This window comes from Paraburkholderia atlantica, from assembly GCF_009362785.1.
Lineage (GTDB): Bacteria > Pseudomonadota > Gammaproteobacteria > Burkholderiales > Burkholderiaceae > Paraburkholderia > Paraburkholderia atlantica.
Genome location: NZ_WHNQ01000036.1, coordinates 45,595 through 61,584 on the forward strand (window position 1 = coordinate 45,595; position 15,990 = coordinate 61,584).

At 64.4% G+C, this 15,990-nt stretch carries 14 protein-coding genes; 9 read left to right on the forward strand and 5 right to left on the reverse strand.

The features are described from left to right. Nucleotides 1-47 precede the first annotated feature (47 nt). The 4 genes from GCT19_RS33390 to GCT19_RS33405 form a co-directional block, all read right to left on the reverse strand. Nucleotides 48-1,523 (reverse strand): tetratricopeptide repeat protein, encoded by a 1,476-nt coding sequence (locus tag GCT19_RS33390; RefSeq protein ID WP_018435171.1) that lies wholly within the window; start codon nucleotides 1,521-1,523, stop codon nucleotides 48-50. A gap of 285 nt (nucleotides 1,524-1,808) precedes the next feature. Continuing rightward, nucleotides 1,809-2,672: an ABC transporter permease gene (locus tag GCT19_RS33395; protein ID WP_026228639.1), complete on the reverse strand. Its 864-nt coding sequence runs from the start codon at nucleotides 2,670-2,672 to the stop codon at nucleotides 1,809-1,811. 16 nt (nucleotides 2,673-2,688) lie between these two features. Next, nucleotides 2,689-3,483 carry an ABC transporter ATP-binding protein gene (locus GCT19_RS33400; RefSeq protein WP_026228638.1) on the reverse strand — a complete coding sequence of 265 codons (795 nt, stop codon included), beginning with the start codon at nucleotides 3,481-3,483 and terminating at the stop codon, nucleotides 2,689-2,691. 39 nt (nucleotides 3,484-3,522) lie between these two features. Further along, nucleotides 3,523-4,542, reverse strand: coding sequence for an ABC transporter substrate-binding protein (locus GCT19_RS33405; RefSeq protein WP_018435168.1), 1,020 nt, complete (start codon nucleotides 4,540-4,542; stop codon nucleotides 3,523-3,525). A gap of 299 nt (nucleotides 4,543-4,841) precedes the next feature. Here GCT19_RS33405 and GCT19_RS33410 point away from each other — a divergent pair, with 299 nt between their 5' ends. From GCT19_RS33410 to GCT19_RS33430, 5 genes are all read left to right on the forward strand, one after another. Continuing rightward, nucleotides 4,842-5,519, forward strand: a complete 678-nt coding sequence (locus tag GCT19_RS33410) for a response regulator (RefSeq protein WP_013092490.1) — start codon at nucleotides 4,842-4,844, stop codon at nucleotides 5,517-5,519. A gap of 2 nt (nucleotides 5,520-5,521) precedes the next feature. Beyond that, nucleotides 5,522-6,907, forward strand: a complete 1,386-nt coding sequence (locus GCT19_RS33415) for a sensor histidine kinase (protein ID WP_018435167.1) — start codon at nucleotides 5,522-5,524, stop codon at nucleotides 6,905-6,907. A 126-nt stretch (nucleotides 6,908-7,033) separates the two neighbouring features. Next, entirely contained in the window at nucleotides 7,034-8,074 is a 1,041-nt protein-coding gene (locus GCT19_RS33420) for an ABC transporter substrate-binding protein (RefSeq protein ID WP_152854312.1), read from the forward strand. Nucleotides 8,075-8,124: 50 nt separating this feature from the next. Further along, nucleotides 8,125-9,507, forward strand: coding sequence for a sensor histidine kinase (locus GCT19_RS33425; RefSeq protein WP_184129028.1), 1,383 nt, complete (start codon nucleotides 8,125-8,127; stop codon nucleotides 9,505-9,507). A 31-nt stretch (nucleotides 9,508-9,538) separates the two neighbouring features. Next, nucleotides 9,539-10,234: a response regulator transcription factor gene (locus GCT19_RS33430; protein WP_152854313.1), complete on the forward strand. Its 696-nt coding sequence runs from the start codon at nucleotides 9,539-9,541 to the stop codon at nucleotides 10,232-10,234. Nucleotides 10,235-10,279: 45 nt separating this feature from the next. Here the strand turns inward: GCT19_RS33430 and GCT19_RS33435 are convergent, their stop codons facing one another. Further along, the gene (locus GCT19_RS33435; protein ID WP_321576914.1) at nucleotides 10,280-11,119 is read right to left on the reverse strand and encodes a DNA-binding transcriptional regulator; all 840 of its coding nucleotides are present in this window, start codon (nucleotides 11,117-11,119) and stop codon (nucleotides 10,280-10,282) included. A 222-nt stretch (nucleotides 11,120-11,341) separates the two neighbouring features. Here GCT19_RS33435 and GCT19_RS33440 point away from each other — a divergent pair, with 222 nt between their 5' ends. From GCT19_RS33440 to GCT19_RS33455, 4 genes are read left to right on the forward strand one after another with little or no spacing between them, the layout of a single operon-like run. After that, nucleotides 11,342-13,213 (forward strand): bifunctional 3-(3-hydroxy-phenyl)propionate/3-hydroxycinnamic acid hydroxylase, encoded by a 1,872-nt coding sequence (locus GCT19_RS33440; RefSeq protein ID WP_152854314.1) that lies wholly within the window; start codon nucleotides 11,342-11,344, stop codon nucleotides 13,211-13,213. Between the two features lies 1 nt (nucleotide 13,214). Further along, complete coding sequence (locus GCT19_RS33445) at nucleotides 13,215-14,165, forward strand: 3-carboxyethylcatechol 2,3-dioxygenase (protein WP_018435161.1); 951 nt, start codon at nucleotides 13,215-13,217, stop codon at nucleotides 14,163-14,165. Between the two features lie 18 nt (nucleotides 14,166-14,183). Further along, entirely contained in the window at nucleotides 14,184-14,990 is an 807-nt protein-coding gene (locus GCT19_RS33450) for a 2-keto-4-pentenoate hydratase (protein ID WP_152854315.1), read from the forward strand. Nucleotides 14,991-15,018: 28 nt separating this feature from the next. Further along, nucleotides 15,019-15,969, forward strand: a complete 951-nt coding sequence (locus tag GCT19_RS33455; RefSeq protein WP_152854316.1) for an acetaldehyde dehydrogenase (acetylating) — start codon at nucleotides 15,019-15,021, stop codon at nucleotides 15,967-15,969. Nucleotides 15,970-15,990: the final 21 nt, after the last annotated feature.

The following is a 15,990-nucleotide window of genomic DNA, read 5'->3' on the forward strand; positions in this document are numbered from 1 at the left end:
TCTCCTGTTCGGCAGTGTTGCCAACTCAAATGGCGAATGCGCGCGGCTCAGGCCGCTCGCATCGCCTGTCCTACGGCGTCGCGTACCGTGTCGAGCGAGGCCCGCAGCGGATACGACGTCATCGGATTCGAAACGGGCTTGACGCGCGGGTCAGGCCTCGATGTGTGGGTGTCGGCTTCGTCGGGCGATGCGTCCGTCGAGAGCGCCAGATCGCGTTCGCGCGCCGACAGCGTGCCGGCGTCGAGTTGCAATGCCTGTGCGTACTTGCGTGCGGCCTCGCGCAAAGCGCCTTTGTGTTCCAGCGCGCGGCCCCATTCCGCATAGGACGGCGCGAGGTCGGGACGCAACGCAACGGCGCGCGAGAGCTTTTCGATCGCTTCGTCTTCGTGGCCGGTTTTGACGAGTGCCTCGGCCCAGTCGTGCAGCGTGTCGACGGATTCGGGGTTCATCTCGGCGGCCTGCCTGAATGCGTCGAGTGCTTCGCGATCGTGCTGGTCCGTATGCAACAGCACATCGCCGAGCAGCCGAAGGTTTTCAGCGGTGCGCGACTTTTCGTTCGCGCCGGCACGCAGTTCCGTGAGCGCATCGTCGATGCGGTTCTGCTGTTCGAGCGCGATGCCGAGACTCGCACGTAGCACCGCCGAGTCCTTGTACTGAGTCAAGGCTTCGCGGATCTGCTGCTCGGCCTCTTTCGAACGCTGCTGACTGTCGAGCAACCACGCCTTGCCCGCGACTGCCCATTGGGCCTGCTCGGATGAGGGCAGCGCGAGGACTTCGTCATAGATCTCGACGATCTTGCGATAGTCGCATTGCGCGAGCGAACATTTGTTCTTCTGCACTTGCGTGAACAGATGACTGGCGAGGATGTTAGGTTCGGCGAGGCGCATCGCCATGGTTGCGATGTCGTGCACGAACTTTTCGAGGTCGCGCCCTTCGAACGGCACCGTGCTTTCACGGCCGTTGAACGGGCCGTGTTCTATCTGCACGTGAGCCACATACGAATCCGCGCTGTTGTTCGTCTTCGTGATGCCGACGTGCACGGCCACATCTTCGCGGTGGAGCACGCCTTTGATGAAGCGCACCGTCGTCGCATACGACATCTCCTGACCCGGGATCTGGATGTCCTGCTGCGCGTCGTTGCTGGTCATCGTGTCGTGCGGAATCGATTGGGCGTCCCGCCCGATCTCCTTCATCGCCGACATGATCCGCTCGGCGACAAAATTCGACGTATAGCCGCGCTCGGTCAACGATTGCGGCGTCTCCACCGGCGGCACCAGCAATTGACGCGTGAGCACGCCGCGCGCGACGAGGCAGATGGAACCGATCGTCAGCAAGATGACCAACCACGGCAACACATATGGCCAGAGCCGCTTCGGCCCGCGACCGATCACACCGGCGGTATGCAAGCCGAACAGCACGAATCCGCTGGAATGATGACGATGGCGGCGATTCGCGGCGTTGGCGCGTATGACCGCACCGCTGAACCCGTTCATCGACCGACGTTGACCCTGTGCACTCGACATGACCCACCTCGCTTCGATCGGCGATCAATGTTGGCGATCGCCTGACTTGCGCGGTGGGTATGCATTGACCGTGCCATGGCGCGGGAAGCGACTGGGCAAGCGGCTGCTGGCTTCTGGTGAGGGGATTGCAAGAAAGAAGTGTTGCGGACCGGCCAACGTATCGGGAAAAACAGTTTGCTGGCGGGAGACAGGATTGGGGTTGGCGAATAAAAATGCCGCTCAGTCCAGAAGACTGAGCGGCATCGGTGAAGCGAACTACTGTTTGAGGATTCGCGCTGCGGTGGCTTAAACCGAACTCGGCCGCCACTTCAACAATCGATGCTCCACCGCGGTCAACAGGTAGTCGGCCGCAAGCGCGACCACCGCCAGCACGATCATCGCCGCGAACACGCCGCTCGCATTGAATGCGCCCTGCGCGGTGGAGATCAGCAAACCGATACCCTGCTTCGAGCCGAGAAACTCGCCGACCACCGCGCCGACCAGCGCGAAGCCGAAGCTCACGTGCAGACTCGCGAGAATCCAGCTCAGCGCCGACGGAATCACGACCGAGGTCGTCACCTGGCGGCGCGACGCGCCGAGGATCTGCGCATTCGCGATCATGTAGCGGTCCGCTTCGCGCACGCCCTGGAACGCGTTGGCGAACACCACGAAGAACACCATCACGACCGCGAGCGCGACTTTCGACGCCATGCCGAGCCCGAGCGCGATCACGAACACCGAGCCGAGCACGACGCGCGGAATCGAGTTGGCGATCTTGATGTACAGGCTGAACACGTCGGAGAGCAGCTTGTTGCGGCCGAGCACGATGCCGCAGACGATGCCCGCGACCGAACCGATGATGAAGCCGAGGCCTGTCTCTTCGAGCGTGACCCACACCTGCGTGAGCAGCGGACCTTGCGACGTGCCGTTCACGAACCAGTCGACGATCTGTTCGAAGATCGCGCTCGGCATCGAGAAGAAGAACGGGTCGATCCACTTCAGGCGCGCGGACAGTTCCCAGCCGCCGAGCACGACCACGAGCACCAGAATGCGCAGCGAAATCACCAGAACCTGGCGCTGGCGGATCTTCTTCTGCGCGATACGCTCGACGTGAGCGAGCGACGCGGCGTCGATGCCCGCGGGCATCATCTGTTGAGAGGGTGTAGACATGTTTGCCGTTCCTTGATTAACCGATCTGCACTTCTTCGCGCAGGTCATGCCAGATATCGCGCGAAATTTCGATGAAACGCGAGTCGTAGCGGATCTCCGACGTAACACGCGGTCGCGGCAGATCGATTTCGTAGACTTTCTTCAGCGTGGCGGGGCGCGCGGTCAGCACGAACACGCGGTCGGCGAGCGCAATCGCTTCCTCGAGGTCGTGCGTGACGAACACGACCGAGCCGACGCCGCCCCACAATTGCAGCAGCTCGTCCTGCATCAGCGTGCGCGTCTGCATGTCGAGCGCCGAGAACGGCTCGTCCATCAGCAGGATTTCCGGCTTGTTGATGAAGGTCTGCGCAAGCGCGACGCGCTTGCGCATGCCGCCGGACAGTTGATGCGGATAGTGCTTGCCGAACTTGTCGAGGCCCACGCGGCGCAGCCATTCGTTCGCTTCGTCGTAGGCGGCCGATTTCGAACGGCCGCGATAGAGCGGACCCGCCGCGACGTTGTCGAGCACCGAGCGCCACGGAAACACCGCATCGGCCTGGAACACGAAACCGATGCGTGGATCGATGCCGTCCACCGGCGCGCCCATCACGCGCACTTCGCCGGTGGTCGGCTTCAGCAAGCCGGTGATCATGCTGAGCGTGGTGGACTTGCCGCAGCCGGTCGGACCGACCACCGCGACGAATTCGCCGCGTGCCACCGACATGCTGAAGTCGCGCAGCGCGATCGTGGCCTTGCCGTCCGGGGAAATGAAACGGCACGACACGTTGCGCATTTCGATCGCTGGCGTCTCGCGTGACATAGGTTGATTCATCGGCGGGTGCCTCGCAGTTCTGTGAAGATGAATGAAGCGTTACTTCGACGCGGTCTTGACCGGCGCCGACAGGAAGTCGTTGGTGTAGGTCTTGGCGAGATCGATATGCTTGCCCTTCACCGACGGATTGAATGCGGAGAGCACCTTCAGCACCGTGTCGGGGCCGTCGGCGGGCATCTTGCCGTCCTTCGTGAACATCGGCAGCGACGCCTTCAGCGCATTCACGTACAGGTCTTTGTTGTTGCCGTAGTAGTCCTTCGGCATCTTCGCGGCGATGTCGTCGGCGCTATGCGTCGCGATGAAGTTCAGCGTCTTCGCGAACGCGTGCGACAGCTTCGCGGCGTCGTCCTTGTGCGATTCGGCCCACGCGCGCTGCACGTAGAAGCTCGACGCCGGGTAGGTGCCGCCGAGCGCGGCGCGCGTGCCTTCCACGGTGCGCATATCGACCAGCACCTTCGCGTCGCCGGTCTTCAGCAGTTGCGAAACGGTCGGCTCCGTGGTCATGCCGGCGTCGATGCGGCTTTGCTTGACGGCGGCGATGAAGCTGTTGTCCGCGCCGACCGGCAACATCGTGTATTGCGTCGACGGCACACCCGCGCGCTGCGCGAGGTACTGCGTGAGGAAGCTGGTCGACGAACCGAGGCCGGTCACGCCCAGCGTCTTGCCTTTGACGTCGGCCATGCTCTTCAGCGTGTCGGCCGCCTTCGTCGAGACCATTTCGACTTCGCCCGGCACTTGGCCAAAGACGACCAGCGCCTGCACTTCCTTGCCCTTGCTCTGCAGATCGATCGTGTGATCGTAGAAGCCGACCACGCCCTGCACGGCACCCGCGAGCAGTTCGTTCTCCGCGTCGACACCGGCCGGTTGCGACAGGATTTCGACGTCGAGGCCTTCGTCCTTGAAGTAGCCGAGCTGCTCGGTGAGCTTGGCCGGCAGATAGATGATCTTGGTGGCGCCGCCGACCATGATCGTGATCTTCTCGGCATGTGCTGCGGCCGAAGCGGCAGCAAGGGCGAACGCAACACCTGACACAGCGGCAATCTGGCGCAAGCTACGCATGAAGCAGTCTCCTTAGGTGGGTCGCCGCAATCGAGGCGCGGCGCTTTTCTGGGTGAATGGCGGCGATTATAGAAACGCGAAACCTTCTGGCAGCTTTCGGGGTTTGGCGCAAAGCATGGGTGTTAACCCGACGATGCGCCGACGATGCGCCGGCGATGCGCCGACGATGCGCCGAAATTTCGCGCGAATCGCCGCCGCGCTCGCGGCAGCCACTGGACGTATGCTGTAAACCACACTGCACGCGCGCAGACCCCTTGTTTTAAGGCACAATCGACGACCTGACTTTTGCCGTTCCCGCCATGAAGCTGCTGCTGATCGAAGACAACCCCACGCTTGCGCACTGGCTCGCGAAGATGCTGGAGCAGGAAGCCTTCGCGCTCGACGCCGTGCAGGACGGCGATGAAGCCGACCGCCTGCTGCGCACCAATCACTACGACGTGATCCTGCTCGACCTGAACCTGCCGAAGCTGTCCGGCAAGAACGTGCTGCGCCGGCTGCGTCAGCGTGGCGACGCGACGCCGGTGCTGATCCTGACCGCGAGCGGCTCGATCGACGAGAAGGTAGAACTGCTCGGCGCCGGCGCCGACGACTATCTGGTGAAGCCGTTCGAAGTGCGTGAGCTGATCGCGCGCATCAAGGTGGCGATCCGGCGGCAGTCGCCGTCGAAAGCGAGCGAGGTGGTGTGCGGCGACCTGTCGTTCGACATTGACACGCGTCAGTTCACGCTGAAGGGCGCGCCGCTGAACGTGACGCCGCGCGAGCGTTCGGTGCTCGAAGCGCTGATCCTGCGCCTCGGCAAGACGGTGACGAAGCCCGCGCTCGTCGATGCGATCTTCACGCTCGCCGACGAGCCGAGCGAAGACGCGGTCGAGATCTACATTTCGCGTCTGCGCAAGAAGCTCGATGGCAGCTCGGCCGCGATCGTCACGCTGCGCGGGCTCGGCTATCTGCTGCGCAAGCGGGAAGACGACCAGTAACGATGTCCAATAGTCTGCGCATACGCCTGCTGTGGTGGCTGCTGGTGCCGCTCGCGCTCTATGTGTTCGTGACCGGCAAGACCGAGTACGACAACGCGCGGCACACCGCGAATCTGGTGCAGGACAACCAGCTGGTCGCGTCGGCGCGGATGATCGCGGGCGAGGTCGAATGGAGCGACGGCTTTCTGCGCGTCGATGTGCCGCCCGCCGCGCTCGAGATCTTCGCGTCGCCATATCGCGACCAGGTGTTCTACAGCGTGCGTGTCGACGATGGGCGGCTGCTCGCGGGTACGCCTGATTTTCCGCCGCGTCCGCTGCGCGCGCCCGACGTGCCGGATTCGTACTACACCGAGTTGCACGGCCAGCAGGTGCGCGCGGTCGACATCGTGCGGTTCATGTACGACAACGGCGCGACGCGCCCTGTGCGCGTGACGGTCGGCAAGACCGTGCGCTCGCGCGACGCGATGACTCAACAGCTGTGGCGGCCGCAACTCGTGCGCCAGCTCGAAATGATCGCGCTGGCGGTCGCACTCGTTTGCATCGGGCTCACGTTCGAGCTGCGCCCGTTGATGAAGGTGAAAGACGAGGTGGCCGACCGCGATCCGATGCAGCTCGAACCGATTCGCGTCGAGCGTCTGCATTCGGAACTGCGGCCGATCGTCGATGCGATCAATCAGTGCATCGCGCGGCTCGGCGTGCAGGTGGCGGCGCAGCGGCGCTTCATCGCGGACGCCGCGCATCAGTTGCGCACGCCGCTCACGCTGCTCGGCACGCAACTGCAGTTCGCGCGGCAGCAGGAAGGCCTCAATCCCGCGCTCGACGAAGCGCTTGCCGCGATGCATCGAAGCAATCGCTCGATGGTCGGTCTGACCAACAAGCTGCTGTTGCTCGCGCAGGCCGAGGCCGCCGACAACTCGCAACTCGCAATGGAACGCGTCGATCTGGTGCCGCTCGCGATGGAGGTCGTCGAAGATCTCGGGCTGCTCGCGCAGGCGCGCGAAATCGATCTGGGCGCGGAGTTGCACGGCGCGGCGCCAGTGCTCGGACATCGCGGCCTGTTGCAGGCACTGATCGCGAACCTCGCCGAGAACGCGATTCGCTATACGGGCAGCGGCGGTCACGTAACGGTCGCCGTGAGCGCGGATACCGAGGCCAATACGGTGACGGTCAGCGTGACCGACAACGGCCCCGGCATTCCGGCCGAAGCGCGCAGCCGCGTGTTCGAGCCGTTCTTTCGCGCGTCGACGGATACGGAAGGCACGGGCCTCGGTCTGGCGATCGTGCGCGAAATCGCGGACGCGCATCACGGCGAGATCGTGCTGAAGACGGGCGAGGGCGGCAAGGGCGTGGATATCGCCGTGACCTTTCCGCGCGCGACGCCGAAGTGATCGGGACAAACCCGAGGTTCGCGCAACAGACACCGCCCTGAAAGCATCGGGAAGGGTTCGCCCCTTCAGAATCACGGGCAGGCGATCCGCGCGGCGCCCGGATGCAAGATAACGGAGACACCCGCAATGAAGTTTTCCTCGACGCGTTTCCCGTGCGCGGCCTATGCCGCCGTCGCGGCGTCGCTCGCATTGTGCGCGCTCGCGAGGGTTGCGACGCCTGCGCAAGCCGCCGCGCCGGAGAAACTCGCGATCATGGTGGGCGGCACCAACAAGCTCATCTATCTGCCGGCGCGTCTTGCCGAACAGCTCGGCTATTTCAAGGCGGAAGGGCTCGACGTCGAACTGCTGTCGCAGCCGACTGGAATAGAGGGCGAGAACGAAATGCTCGCCGGCGCGGTGCAGGGCGTGGTCGGCTTTTACGATCACACGATCGATCTGCAAACACGCGGCAAGGAAGTGAAGACGATCGTCGTGTTCAGCCAGGTGCCGGGCGAAGTGCAACTGGTCGCGGCGAAGTCGGCCGCTTCGATCCGCAGCATGGCGGACGTGCGCGGCAAGACGCTCGGCGTCACCGGGCTCGGTTCCTCGACGAGTTTTCTGACGCAATACCTCGCACAGCGCGCGGGCGTGCCGTCCACGCAATACACGCTGCTGCCGGTCGGCGCGGACAGCAGTTTCATCGCGGCGATGCGGCAAGGACGTATTCACGCGGGAATGACGACCGAGCCGACCGTCACTCAGCTATTGAAAGCGGGCGACGCCAAAGTACTCGTCGATATGCGCAATGTCGACGGCACGCGCGCCGCGCTCGGCGGCATGTATCCGGCGTCCAGCCTCTACGTGCAAAGCACGTGGCTCGACGCGCATCCCGACGAAGCCGCGAAACTCGCGCGCGCATTCGTCAAGACACTGCGCTTTATGCATACCCACAGCGCGGAACAGATCGCCGCGCTGATGCCAAAAGAAGACGTCGGCAACGACAGGGCGCTGTATATCAGCGCGTTGCAGGCTTCGCTGCCGATGTACACCGTCGACGGCAAGATGCCCGCCGACGGTCCGCAGACGGTGCTGAAGGTGCTGTCGAGTTTCAATCCGGCGGTGAAGGGGCGGTACATCGATCTGTCGCGCACGTTTACCAATCAGTTCGTCTCTGACGTGAAGCCTTGAAAGCGGGCTGACCGGGTGGGTCGCATCGAGCACAAGAGGATCGGCACATCGTGTTTTCAGGCAGTTTGCGCGGACGCTTGTTGTGGTGGCTGTTGTTGCCGCTGGCCGCGTTCGTCTCCATTTCCGTCGTCATTTCGTACCGTTTCGCGCAGAACACCGCGGACCTGGTGCAGGACAATGCGCTGCTGTCGTCGATGCGGATCATCGGCGAGGATATCGACTGGGACAACGGTTCGGTGACGATCCAGATTCCGCCGGCCGCGCTGGAACTGTTCGAATCGCCGGAACAGGACACGGTTTTCTATCGCGTCGAGGCAAGCGGCCATCGTCTGCTCGCGGGCATCCCCGAGTTGCAGCTGCCGCCGCACGTGAGCGACAAACCCACGCTTTACTCCACCCATTTCGCCGATGGCCGCGCGGCACGCGCGGTCGCCTACGTGCGGCAGCTTTACGATTCGGGACATACCGAGGAAGTGATCGTCGCGGTCGCGAAGACGGAGGGCTCGCGCGACGCGATGGTGTGGCGTCTGCTGCGGCCGCAACTGTCCGGCGAAGTCCTGACACTGGTGCTGGCGATGGTGTTCGTCTACCTCGGCCTGACCTTCGAACTGCTGCCGCTGATGAAGGTGAAGGACGACGTCGCCGATCGCAACGCATCGCAACTCGAACCGATTCGCGTCGCGCGTCTGCACGTCGAGCTGAGGCCGATCGTCGAGGCGATCAACCAGTGCATCGCGCGCATGGGCCAGCAGGCCGCGACGCAGCGCCAATTCATCTCCGATGCCGCGCATCAGTTGCGCACGCCGCTCGCGCTGCTGGCAGCGCAGATCCAGTTCGCGCGGCAACGCGATAGCCGCGACGCCCCGCTTGCCGAAGCGCTCGCGGGTATGCACAAGAGCAGCCGCAAGCTGACCACGCTGACCAACAAGCTGTTGCTGCTGGCGCAGGCCGAGTCGGCCGCGCCGCTGAACGTGCCGGAGCGGATCGATCTGAGCGCGTTGATCGCGGGGGTGCTCGAGGAACTGATCGCGTTTGCGCAGTCGCGAGAGATCGACCTGGGCGCGGAGCTGGAAGACGGCCTGTACGTGACCGGTGACGAAGCCTTGACGGCGGCCCTCGTGACCAATCTGGTCGACAACGCGCTGCGCTATACGCAGGCGGGCGGGCGCGTTACGGTGCAGACGCAGCGGCGCGAAGGCATGGCGATCGTGCGCGTGATCGACAACGGACCCGGCATCAAGGCCGACGCGCGCGAGCGAGTGTTCGAGCGCTTCTATCGCGCGTCGAGTCACGCGGAAGGGACTGGTCTCGGCTTGCCGATCGTGCGCGAGATTGCGCATCGTCAGGGCGGCGGCGTGACGCTCGAATCGAACGCAGGCGGCGCGGGCCTCGTCGCGACCGTCGAGATGCGCTTATGGATCGGCGCAAGCTGACGTCGCGCGACCCACCAATGAGAGGACAACGATGAAGCTGCTGCTCGTGGAAGACGACGCGGACCTCGCGCGCTGGGTGATGAACCTGATGCAAGTCGAGCAATTCGCGATCGACTGGGCGCAGAACGGCGAATGCGCGGAGACGCTGCTCGGTCTGCAGTGCTATGACGCGGTGCTGCTCGATCTGCGCCTGCCCGGCATGGGTGGCAAGGAGGTGCTCGCGAGGTTGCGCCGCAAGCGCGACAACGTGCCGGTGCTGACGCTTACCGCGAATGGCTCGACCGACGACAAGGTGGCCTGCTTTTCAGCCGGTGCCGACGACTATGTCGTCAAGCCTTTCGATGCGCGCGAACTGGTGGCGCGCATCAAGGCGCTGATTCGCCGTCAGGCCGCGGGAGACAGAGGGCAGTCGACCGAATGCGGCGATCTGCGATACCTATTCGATTCCCGCGAATTCGTGCTGCGGGACGAACGCCTGCCGTTGCGCCGCCGCGAACACGCGATCCTCGAAGCGCTGATACTGAAGCAGGGCAAGACCGTCTCCAAAGCCACGCTGATGGACAAGATCTTCACGCTCGACGAAGAGCCGAGCGCCGACGCGATCGACATCTATATTCACCGGCTGCGCAAGCATCTCGCGGCATCGACGGCGAAGATCATGACGTTGCGCGGACTCGGCTATATCTTGCGCGAAGAAGAACCGCGTGAGGCATTTGCGTCTGCCTGAGATGACAGCGCGATAGAAGCGCATTCGCACGTTTCGAAAGCGGCCTCACGACTTCCGCTCGCGCGCTGCGCGCGTTTTACCCGCTCCGCTCTTCGCGTTGGTCTGCACCGCGAGTTCCTCGACCATCTCACGCGCGGCCGTCTGCAACTCGGGCACATAGCGCCGCTTCGCTTCCGCGAGCGACACCGCGCGCGACAGAAACACCACGTTCAAGCTCGCGAGCACCCGCTCCTCGAACCCGATCGCGACGGCCACCGCGCCGATCTTCCCCTGGTCCGCCCAGTCGCCGTGATTCGAGCCAAACCCATCGGAGCGCACGCGTCGCACCAGACTGCGGATCAACGCGTCGTTCGACGCGAGCGCCTTCTGCTCCTCGCCGCCGGCGCCGGCGCGCAGCAGATCGAGAATGTCCTCGCGCTCTTCATCGGGGCACATCGCGAAGTACGCGCGGCCCGCCGCGGTCAGCAGCATCGGCAAACGGCGGCCGACCATCGCGCGATGAAACGACAGCGTACTGAAGCGGTGCGTGGTCTCGCGGATGATCATCGCGTCGCCGTCGGGCGTGGTCAGATCGGACGGCCACGCGACGCGTTGCAGCAGACGCCCCATGACCGGCGGCGCGATGGTCGCGATGCGTTCGTCGTCCGTGAAGCCTTCGCTCAGCGCGCGCACTTTCAGCGTGAGCCGGAAGCTGTCGTCCGACGCGCTGCGCCGCACGAAGCCATCCTCCATCAACGTCTCGAGCAGCCGCCGCGCGGTGGTGCGATGCAGGCCGGTCAGCTCGCTGATCTGCTGGCTCGTCGCGCGGCCGCTGTCCATCGAGTTGAGTGCTTGCAGCACCTGCAACCCACGCGACAGACCTCGCACATTCGTGTATCTGGTCACTTAAAACCTCAATCAAATCAACTATGTGCATTCTATGCACATTTTCCATATTTTGTTGAGCGGGCAGGTGGGCGGTCCTAGACTGCCAACAAATCAACGATTTCATGGAGACGCGAGCTGTTGCCCGCAGGCGATTTTTTCGCTGTGGCCACCGCTGGTTCCCGCCCGCCGCGCTCCGTGAATAGCTCGACCCGGTCACCCTGGTCGACATACGGAGACAACATGCCCCAATCGCTCGACCCGGTGGCCGCGCAAGGCCACAGCGGAACCGTCATCACCGACGTCGCGATCATCGGCGCCGGCCCGGTCGGTTTGATGATCGCCAACTATCTCGGCCTGCAGGGCGTACGCGTCGTGCTGATCGAAAAGCTCGACAAGATCATCGACTATCCGCGCGCCATTGGCCTCGATGACGAAGCACTGCGCGTGTTCCAGTCCGTCGGCCTTGCCGATGCATTACTGCCGCACACGACTCCCGATCACTGGATGCGCTTCGTCACCAGCAACGGTCACTGCTTCGCATCGATCGAACCGCGCACCGACGAATTCGGCTGGTCGCGCCGCAATGCATTCATTCAGCCGCTGGCCGATCGCGTGCTGTACGACGGCCTGCAACGCTTCCCGCACGTCGAGGTGCTGTTCGGCCACACCGTCAACTCGTTCACGCAGGACGGCAGCGGCGTCACGATCGAAGCGGAACATGCTCAGAGCGGCCGCCGCACGATCCGCGCGTCGTACATGGTCGGTGCGGACGGCGGCAACAGCTTCGTGCGCCGCACGCTCGACGTGCCGTTCGAGGGCCGCACGAAGCCGAATCAGTGGATCGTCGTCGATGTGCGCAACGATCCGATCGGCGCGCCGCACGTGTACATGCACTGCGATCCGCGGCGACCGTATGTGTCGGCCGCGCTGCCGCACGGCATTCGCCGCTTCGAATTCATGGTGATGCCGGGCGAGACCGAGGAAGAGCTGTCGAAGCCGGAGAACATGGCCGCGCTGATCCGCAAGGTCGTCGCCGATCCGGACAAGGTCGACTACATCCGCAAGCGCGTCTACACGCACAACGCACGCCTCGCGAGCAGCTTCCGCGTGAACCGCGTGCTGCTCGCCGGCGACGCCGCGCACATCATGCCGGTGTGGCAGGGGCAGGGCTACAACAGCGGCATTCGCGACGCGAGCAACCTCGGCTGGAAACTCGCGATGGTGGTCAAGGGTGTCGCCGGCGATGCGCTGCTGGATACCTACACCGCCGAGCGCCGTTCGCATGCGCGCTCGATGATTCACCTGTCCGAAGTGGCGGGCGACATCTTCGCGCCGACGAGCCGCTTCGGCATCAAGTTCCGCGACGCGTTCGTGCGTACGTTCAACTGGTTTCCGGCGGTCAAGCGCTACTTCGTCGAAATGCGTTTCAAGCCGATGCCGCGCTATGAAAGCGGCGTCGTGCTGCTCGCGCAGACGCCGCGCAAGCGTGGCTGGCTTGCGCGCGTGCTCGAACGCTCGGGCCATTCGGCGCCGGGCCGCCTGCTAGGTTTGATGAGCGAGAAGCGCGAGTCGCGGCTCGGACGTCTCGTGTATGGACGCGACCCGCATTGTCATTCGCCGGTCGGTCGCATGTTCATTCAGCCGCGCGTACGTACGGCGAGCGGCGAGGTCGTGCGGCTCGACGATGTGCTCGGCAACCGCTTCGCGATCGTCGGCTGGGGCGCGGAACCGACCTTCGGTTTGTCGGAGGAAGCGCGCGCGATCTGGCAGCGGCTCGGCGGCTGCTTCGTGGTCGCGAAGCCGGACACGCAACTGTCTTTTCATGACGACGTGCCGGAGGACGTGATTGCCATCGGCGATGTGAACACGCGGCTGAAGGACTGGTTCACGCGAGTGCCGGAATCGGTCGTGCTGTTGCGTCCCGATCGTTTCGTCGCGGGCATGGGCTCGCCGCAGCAGGTGTCGCAACTGGTCGTCGAACTCGCGCAGAAGCTGCATCTCGACGCGGCAATGCGTGCTGAGGTGGCGGATGCCAGCAACGAAGCAGCGTCCGCGCGCGATGCCGTTGCCACTTTCGCAACTGCTGTAACCGCTGCAACCGCCGGAGCCTGATATGCCGATGCTGCTCGAATGCCTGTCGCACACGCCGTTGCACGGCTATTACGATCCCGCGCCCGAAGTCGTCGCCGAAGTCGAGCGTGTGCATGCGGCGGCGCGTGCGCGCGTCGTCGAGTTCGATCCCCAACTGGTCGTCGTGTTCGCGCCCGATCATTACAACGGATTCTTCTATGACGTGATGCCGCCGTTCTGCATCGGCGCATCGGCGAGCGCGGTCGGCGACTTCAAGAGCCTCGCCGGTCCGCTGAACGTGCCCGCCGATACCGCGCTCGAACTGGCCGAAGCAGTGCTCGCGAGCGACGTCGACGTCGCGGTCTCCTACCGCATGCAGGTCGATCACGGTTGCGCACAAGCGCTGGAGATTCTGACCGGCGGACTCGATCGATATCCGGTCGTGCCGGTGTTCATCAATTCGGTGGCCGCGCCGATGGCTTCCTGCCGTCGCGCGCGTCTGCTCGGCGATGCGTTGGGCCGCGCGCTCGCACGCTCGAATCGACGCGTGCTGGTGATCGGCTCGGGCGGCATCTCGCACGAGCCGCCGGTGCCGGAGCTCGCGGGCGCGAGCGAGGAAGTCGCCGAGCGTCTGATCGCGGGCCGCAATCCGTCGGCCGAGTCGCGCGCGGCGAGGCAGGCACGCACGATCGCGGCGGCGCGCGCGTTCACCGCGGGCGACAGCCGTCTGCATCCGCTCAATCCCGAATGGGACCGCGCGTTCCTGAAGCTGCTCGAAGACGGTGAACTCACCGCGCTCGACGGCCTGACGAACAACGCGATCACGCGCGATGGCGGTAAATCGGCGCACGAAATCCGCACGTGGATCGCCGCGTTCGGCGCGCTGAACGCGAGCGGCCCGTATCGCGCGTCGCTCGATTACTACCGTCCGATCCCCGAATGGATCGCGGGCTTCGGCGCGATGCACGCGCAACCCGTGACTGCCCACGTCTAACTCAATCAGGAACCCGCTATGAGCACTCAAAGCAATGTCGACGCGCTGGCCCTGCGCCTGCGCGAATCGGAACGTACGCGCGTGACCATCGCGCCACTGCGCGAGGACGCGCGTTTCACCGAACTTTCGAACCCCGCGGACGCCGAGCAACTCGCCTACGCGGTGCAGCAGGCCAACGTGGCCGCGCGCGTCGCGGCGGGCGAACGCATCGTCGGCCGCAAGATCGGACTCACGTCGCCAGCAGTCCAGCGTCAACTCGGTGTCGATCAGCCCGATTTTGGCGCGCTGTTCGCATCGATGGCGTATGGCGACAGCCAGCCGATTCCGCTTGGCGAGCTGATCCAGCCGAAGGTCGAGGCGGAGATCGCGCTCGTGCTCGAACACGATCTGCTGCACGAGCGCCACACGTATGCCGATCTGATGCGCGCAACCGCGTATGCGGTCGCGGCGATCGAAGTGGTGGATAGCCGCATCGAGGGCTGGAACATCCGTTTCGTCGATACGGTCGCGGACAACGCGTCGAGCGCGCGCTTCGTGCTCGGCAGCCGCCCGGTGCTGCTGCGCGATATCGATCTCGCTGCGTGCGCGATGACGCTGTCAAAGGATGCCGAAGTCCTGTCGCGCGGCAATGGCGCCGCGTGTCTCGGCAATCCGCTGAACGCCGCTGCCTGGCTAGCGGATCGCATGGTCCGGCTCGGCACGCCGCTGCGTGCCGGCGACGTGCTGATGACGGGCGCTTTGGGCCCGATGGTCGCGGTCGCGCAGCCGGGCACCTTCAGCGCGCAGATCGACGGCCTCGGCAACGTCCGCGCGACTTTCGCCTAATACAGCAAGCACTCGATTGGGGACACATATGGCATCCGAAAAACTCAAGGCCGCGATCATCGGCTCGGGCAACATCGGCACCGATCTGATGATCAAGATCATGCGCAACAGCCGGCATCTGGAGATGGTGGCGATGGTCGGCATCGACGCGGCTTCCGACGGTCTTGCGCGCGCCGCGCGGCTTGGCGTTGCTACCACGCATGAAGGCGTCGAAGGTCTGACGCGTCTGCCCGTGTTTGGAGACATCGACTTCGTGTTCGACGCGACCTCGGCCGGCGCGCACGTGAAGAACGATGCGCTGCTGCGCAAGCTGAAGCCTTCGATTCGCGTGATCGATCTGACGCCGGCGGCCATCGGGCCATACTGCGTGCCGGTGGTGAATCTCGACACGCATATCGACGCGCCGAACGTGAACATGGTGACCTGCGGTGGTCAGGCAACGATCCCGATGGTCGCAGCCGTGTCGCGCGTCGCGAAGGTGCACTACGCGGAGATCGTCGCGTCGATCAGCAGCAAGTCGGCCGGGCCCGGTACGCGCGCGAATATCGACGAGTTCACCGAGACGACATCGAAGGCGATCGAAGTGGTCGGCGGCGCGGCAAAAGGCAAGGCGATCATCGTGCTCAACCCGGCCGAACCGCCGGTGATGATGCGCGACACCGTCTACACGCTGTCGGAGATGGCCGACCTCCACAAGGTCGGGCAGTCGATCGAGGCGATGGTCGCGAAGGTTCACACCTATGTGCCCGGCTATCGCCTGAAGCAGAAGGTGCAGTTCGACGAAATCCCCGCGAGCGCGCCGCTGAACATTCCGGGCCTCGGCCGCTTCAGCGGTCTGAAGACGTCGATCTTCATCGAGGTCGAAGGCGCCGCGCACTACCTGCCCGCCTACGCGGGCAATCTCGACATCATGACTTCGGCCGCGCTCGCGACCGCCGAGCGCATGGCGCAGGCGCTCGTGCAGGCATCAGAGGCTTAAGGAGACTTCCCGCATGGACAA

Bases quoted from the DNA above. Each gene is read 5' to 3' on its own strand.
- GCT19_RS33390 (WP_018435171.1), bottom strand. From the start codon at position 1,523: ATGTCGAGTGCACAGGGTCAACGTCGGTCGATGAACGGGTTCAGCGGT.
- GCT19_RS33395 (WP_026228639.1), bottom strand. From the start codon at position 2,672: ATGTCTACACCCTCTCAACAGATGATGCCCGCGGGCATCGACGCCGCG.
- GCT19_RS33400 (WP_026228638.1), bottom strand. From the start codon at position 3,483: ATGAATCAACCTATGTCACGCGAGACGCCAGCGATCGAAATGCGCAAC.
- GCT19_RS33405 (WP_018435168.1), bottom strand. From the start codon at position 4,542: ATGCGTAGCTTGCGCCAGATTGCCGCTGTGTCAGGTGTTGCGTTCGCC.
- GCT19_RS33410 (WP_013092490.1), top strand. From the start codon at position 4,842: ATGAAGCTGCTGCTGATCGAAGACAACCCCACGCTTGCGCACTGGCTC.
- GCT19_RS33415 (WP_018435167.1), top strand. From the start codon at position 5,522: ATGTCCAATAGTCTGCGCATACGCCTGCTGTGGTGGCTGCTGGTGCCG.
- GCT19_RS33420 (WP_152854312.1), top strand. From the start codon at position 7,034: ATGAAGTTTTCCTCGACGCGTTTCCCGTGCGCGGCCTATGCCGCCGTC.
- GCT19_RS33430 (WP_152854313.1), top strand. From the start codon at position 9,539: ATGAAGCTGCTGCTCGTGGAAGACGACGCGGACCTCGCGCGCTGGGTG.
- GCT19_RS33440 (WP_152854314.1), top strand. From the start codon at position 11,342: ATGCCCCAATCGCTCGACCCGGTGGCCGCGCAAGGCCACAGCGGAACC.
- GCT19_RS33445 (WP_018435161.1), top strand. From the start codon at position 13,215: ATGCCGATGCTGCTCGAATGCCTGTCGCACACGCCGTTGCACGGCTAT.
- GCT19_RS33450 (WP_152854315.1), top strand. From the start codon at position 14,184: ATGAGCACTCAAAGCAATGTCGACGCGCTGGCCCTGCGCCTGCGCGAA.
- GCT19_RS33455 (WP_152854316.1), top strand. From the start codon at position 15,019: ATGGCATCCGAAAAACTCAAGGCCGCGATCATCGGCTCGGGCAACATC.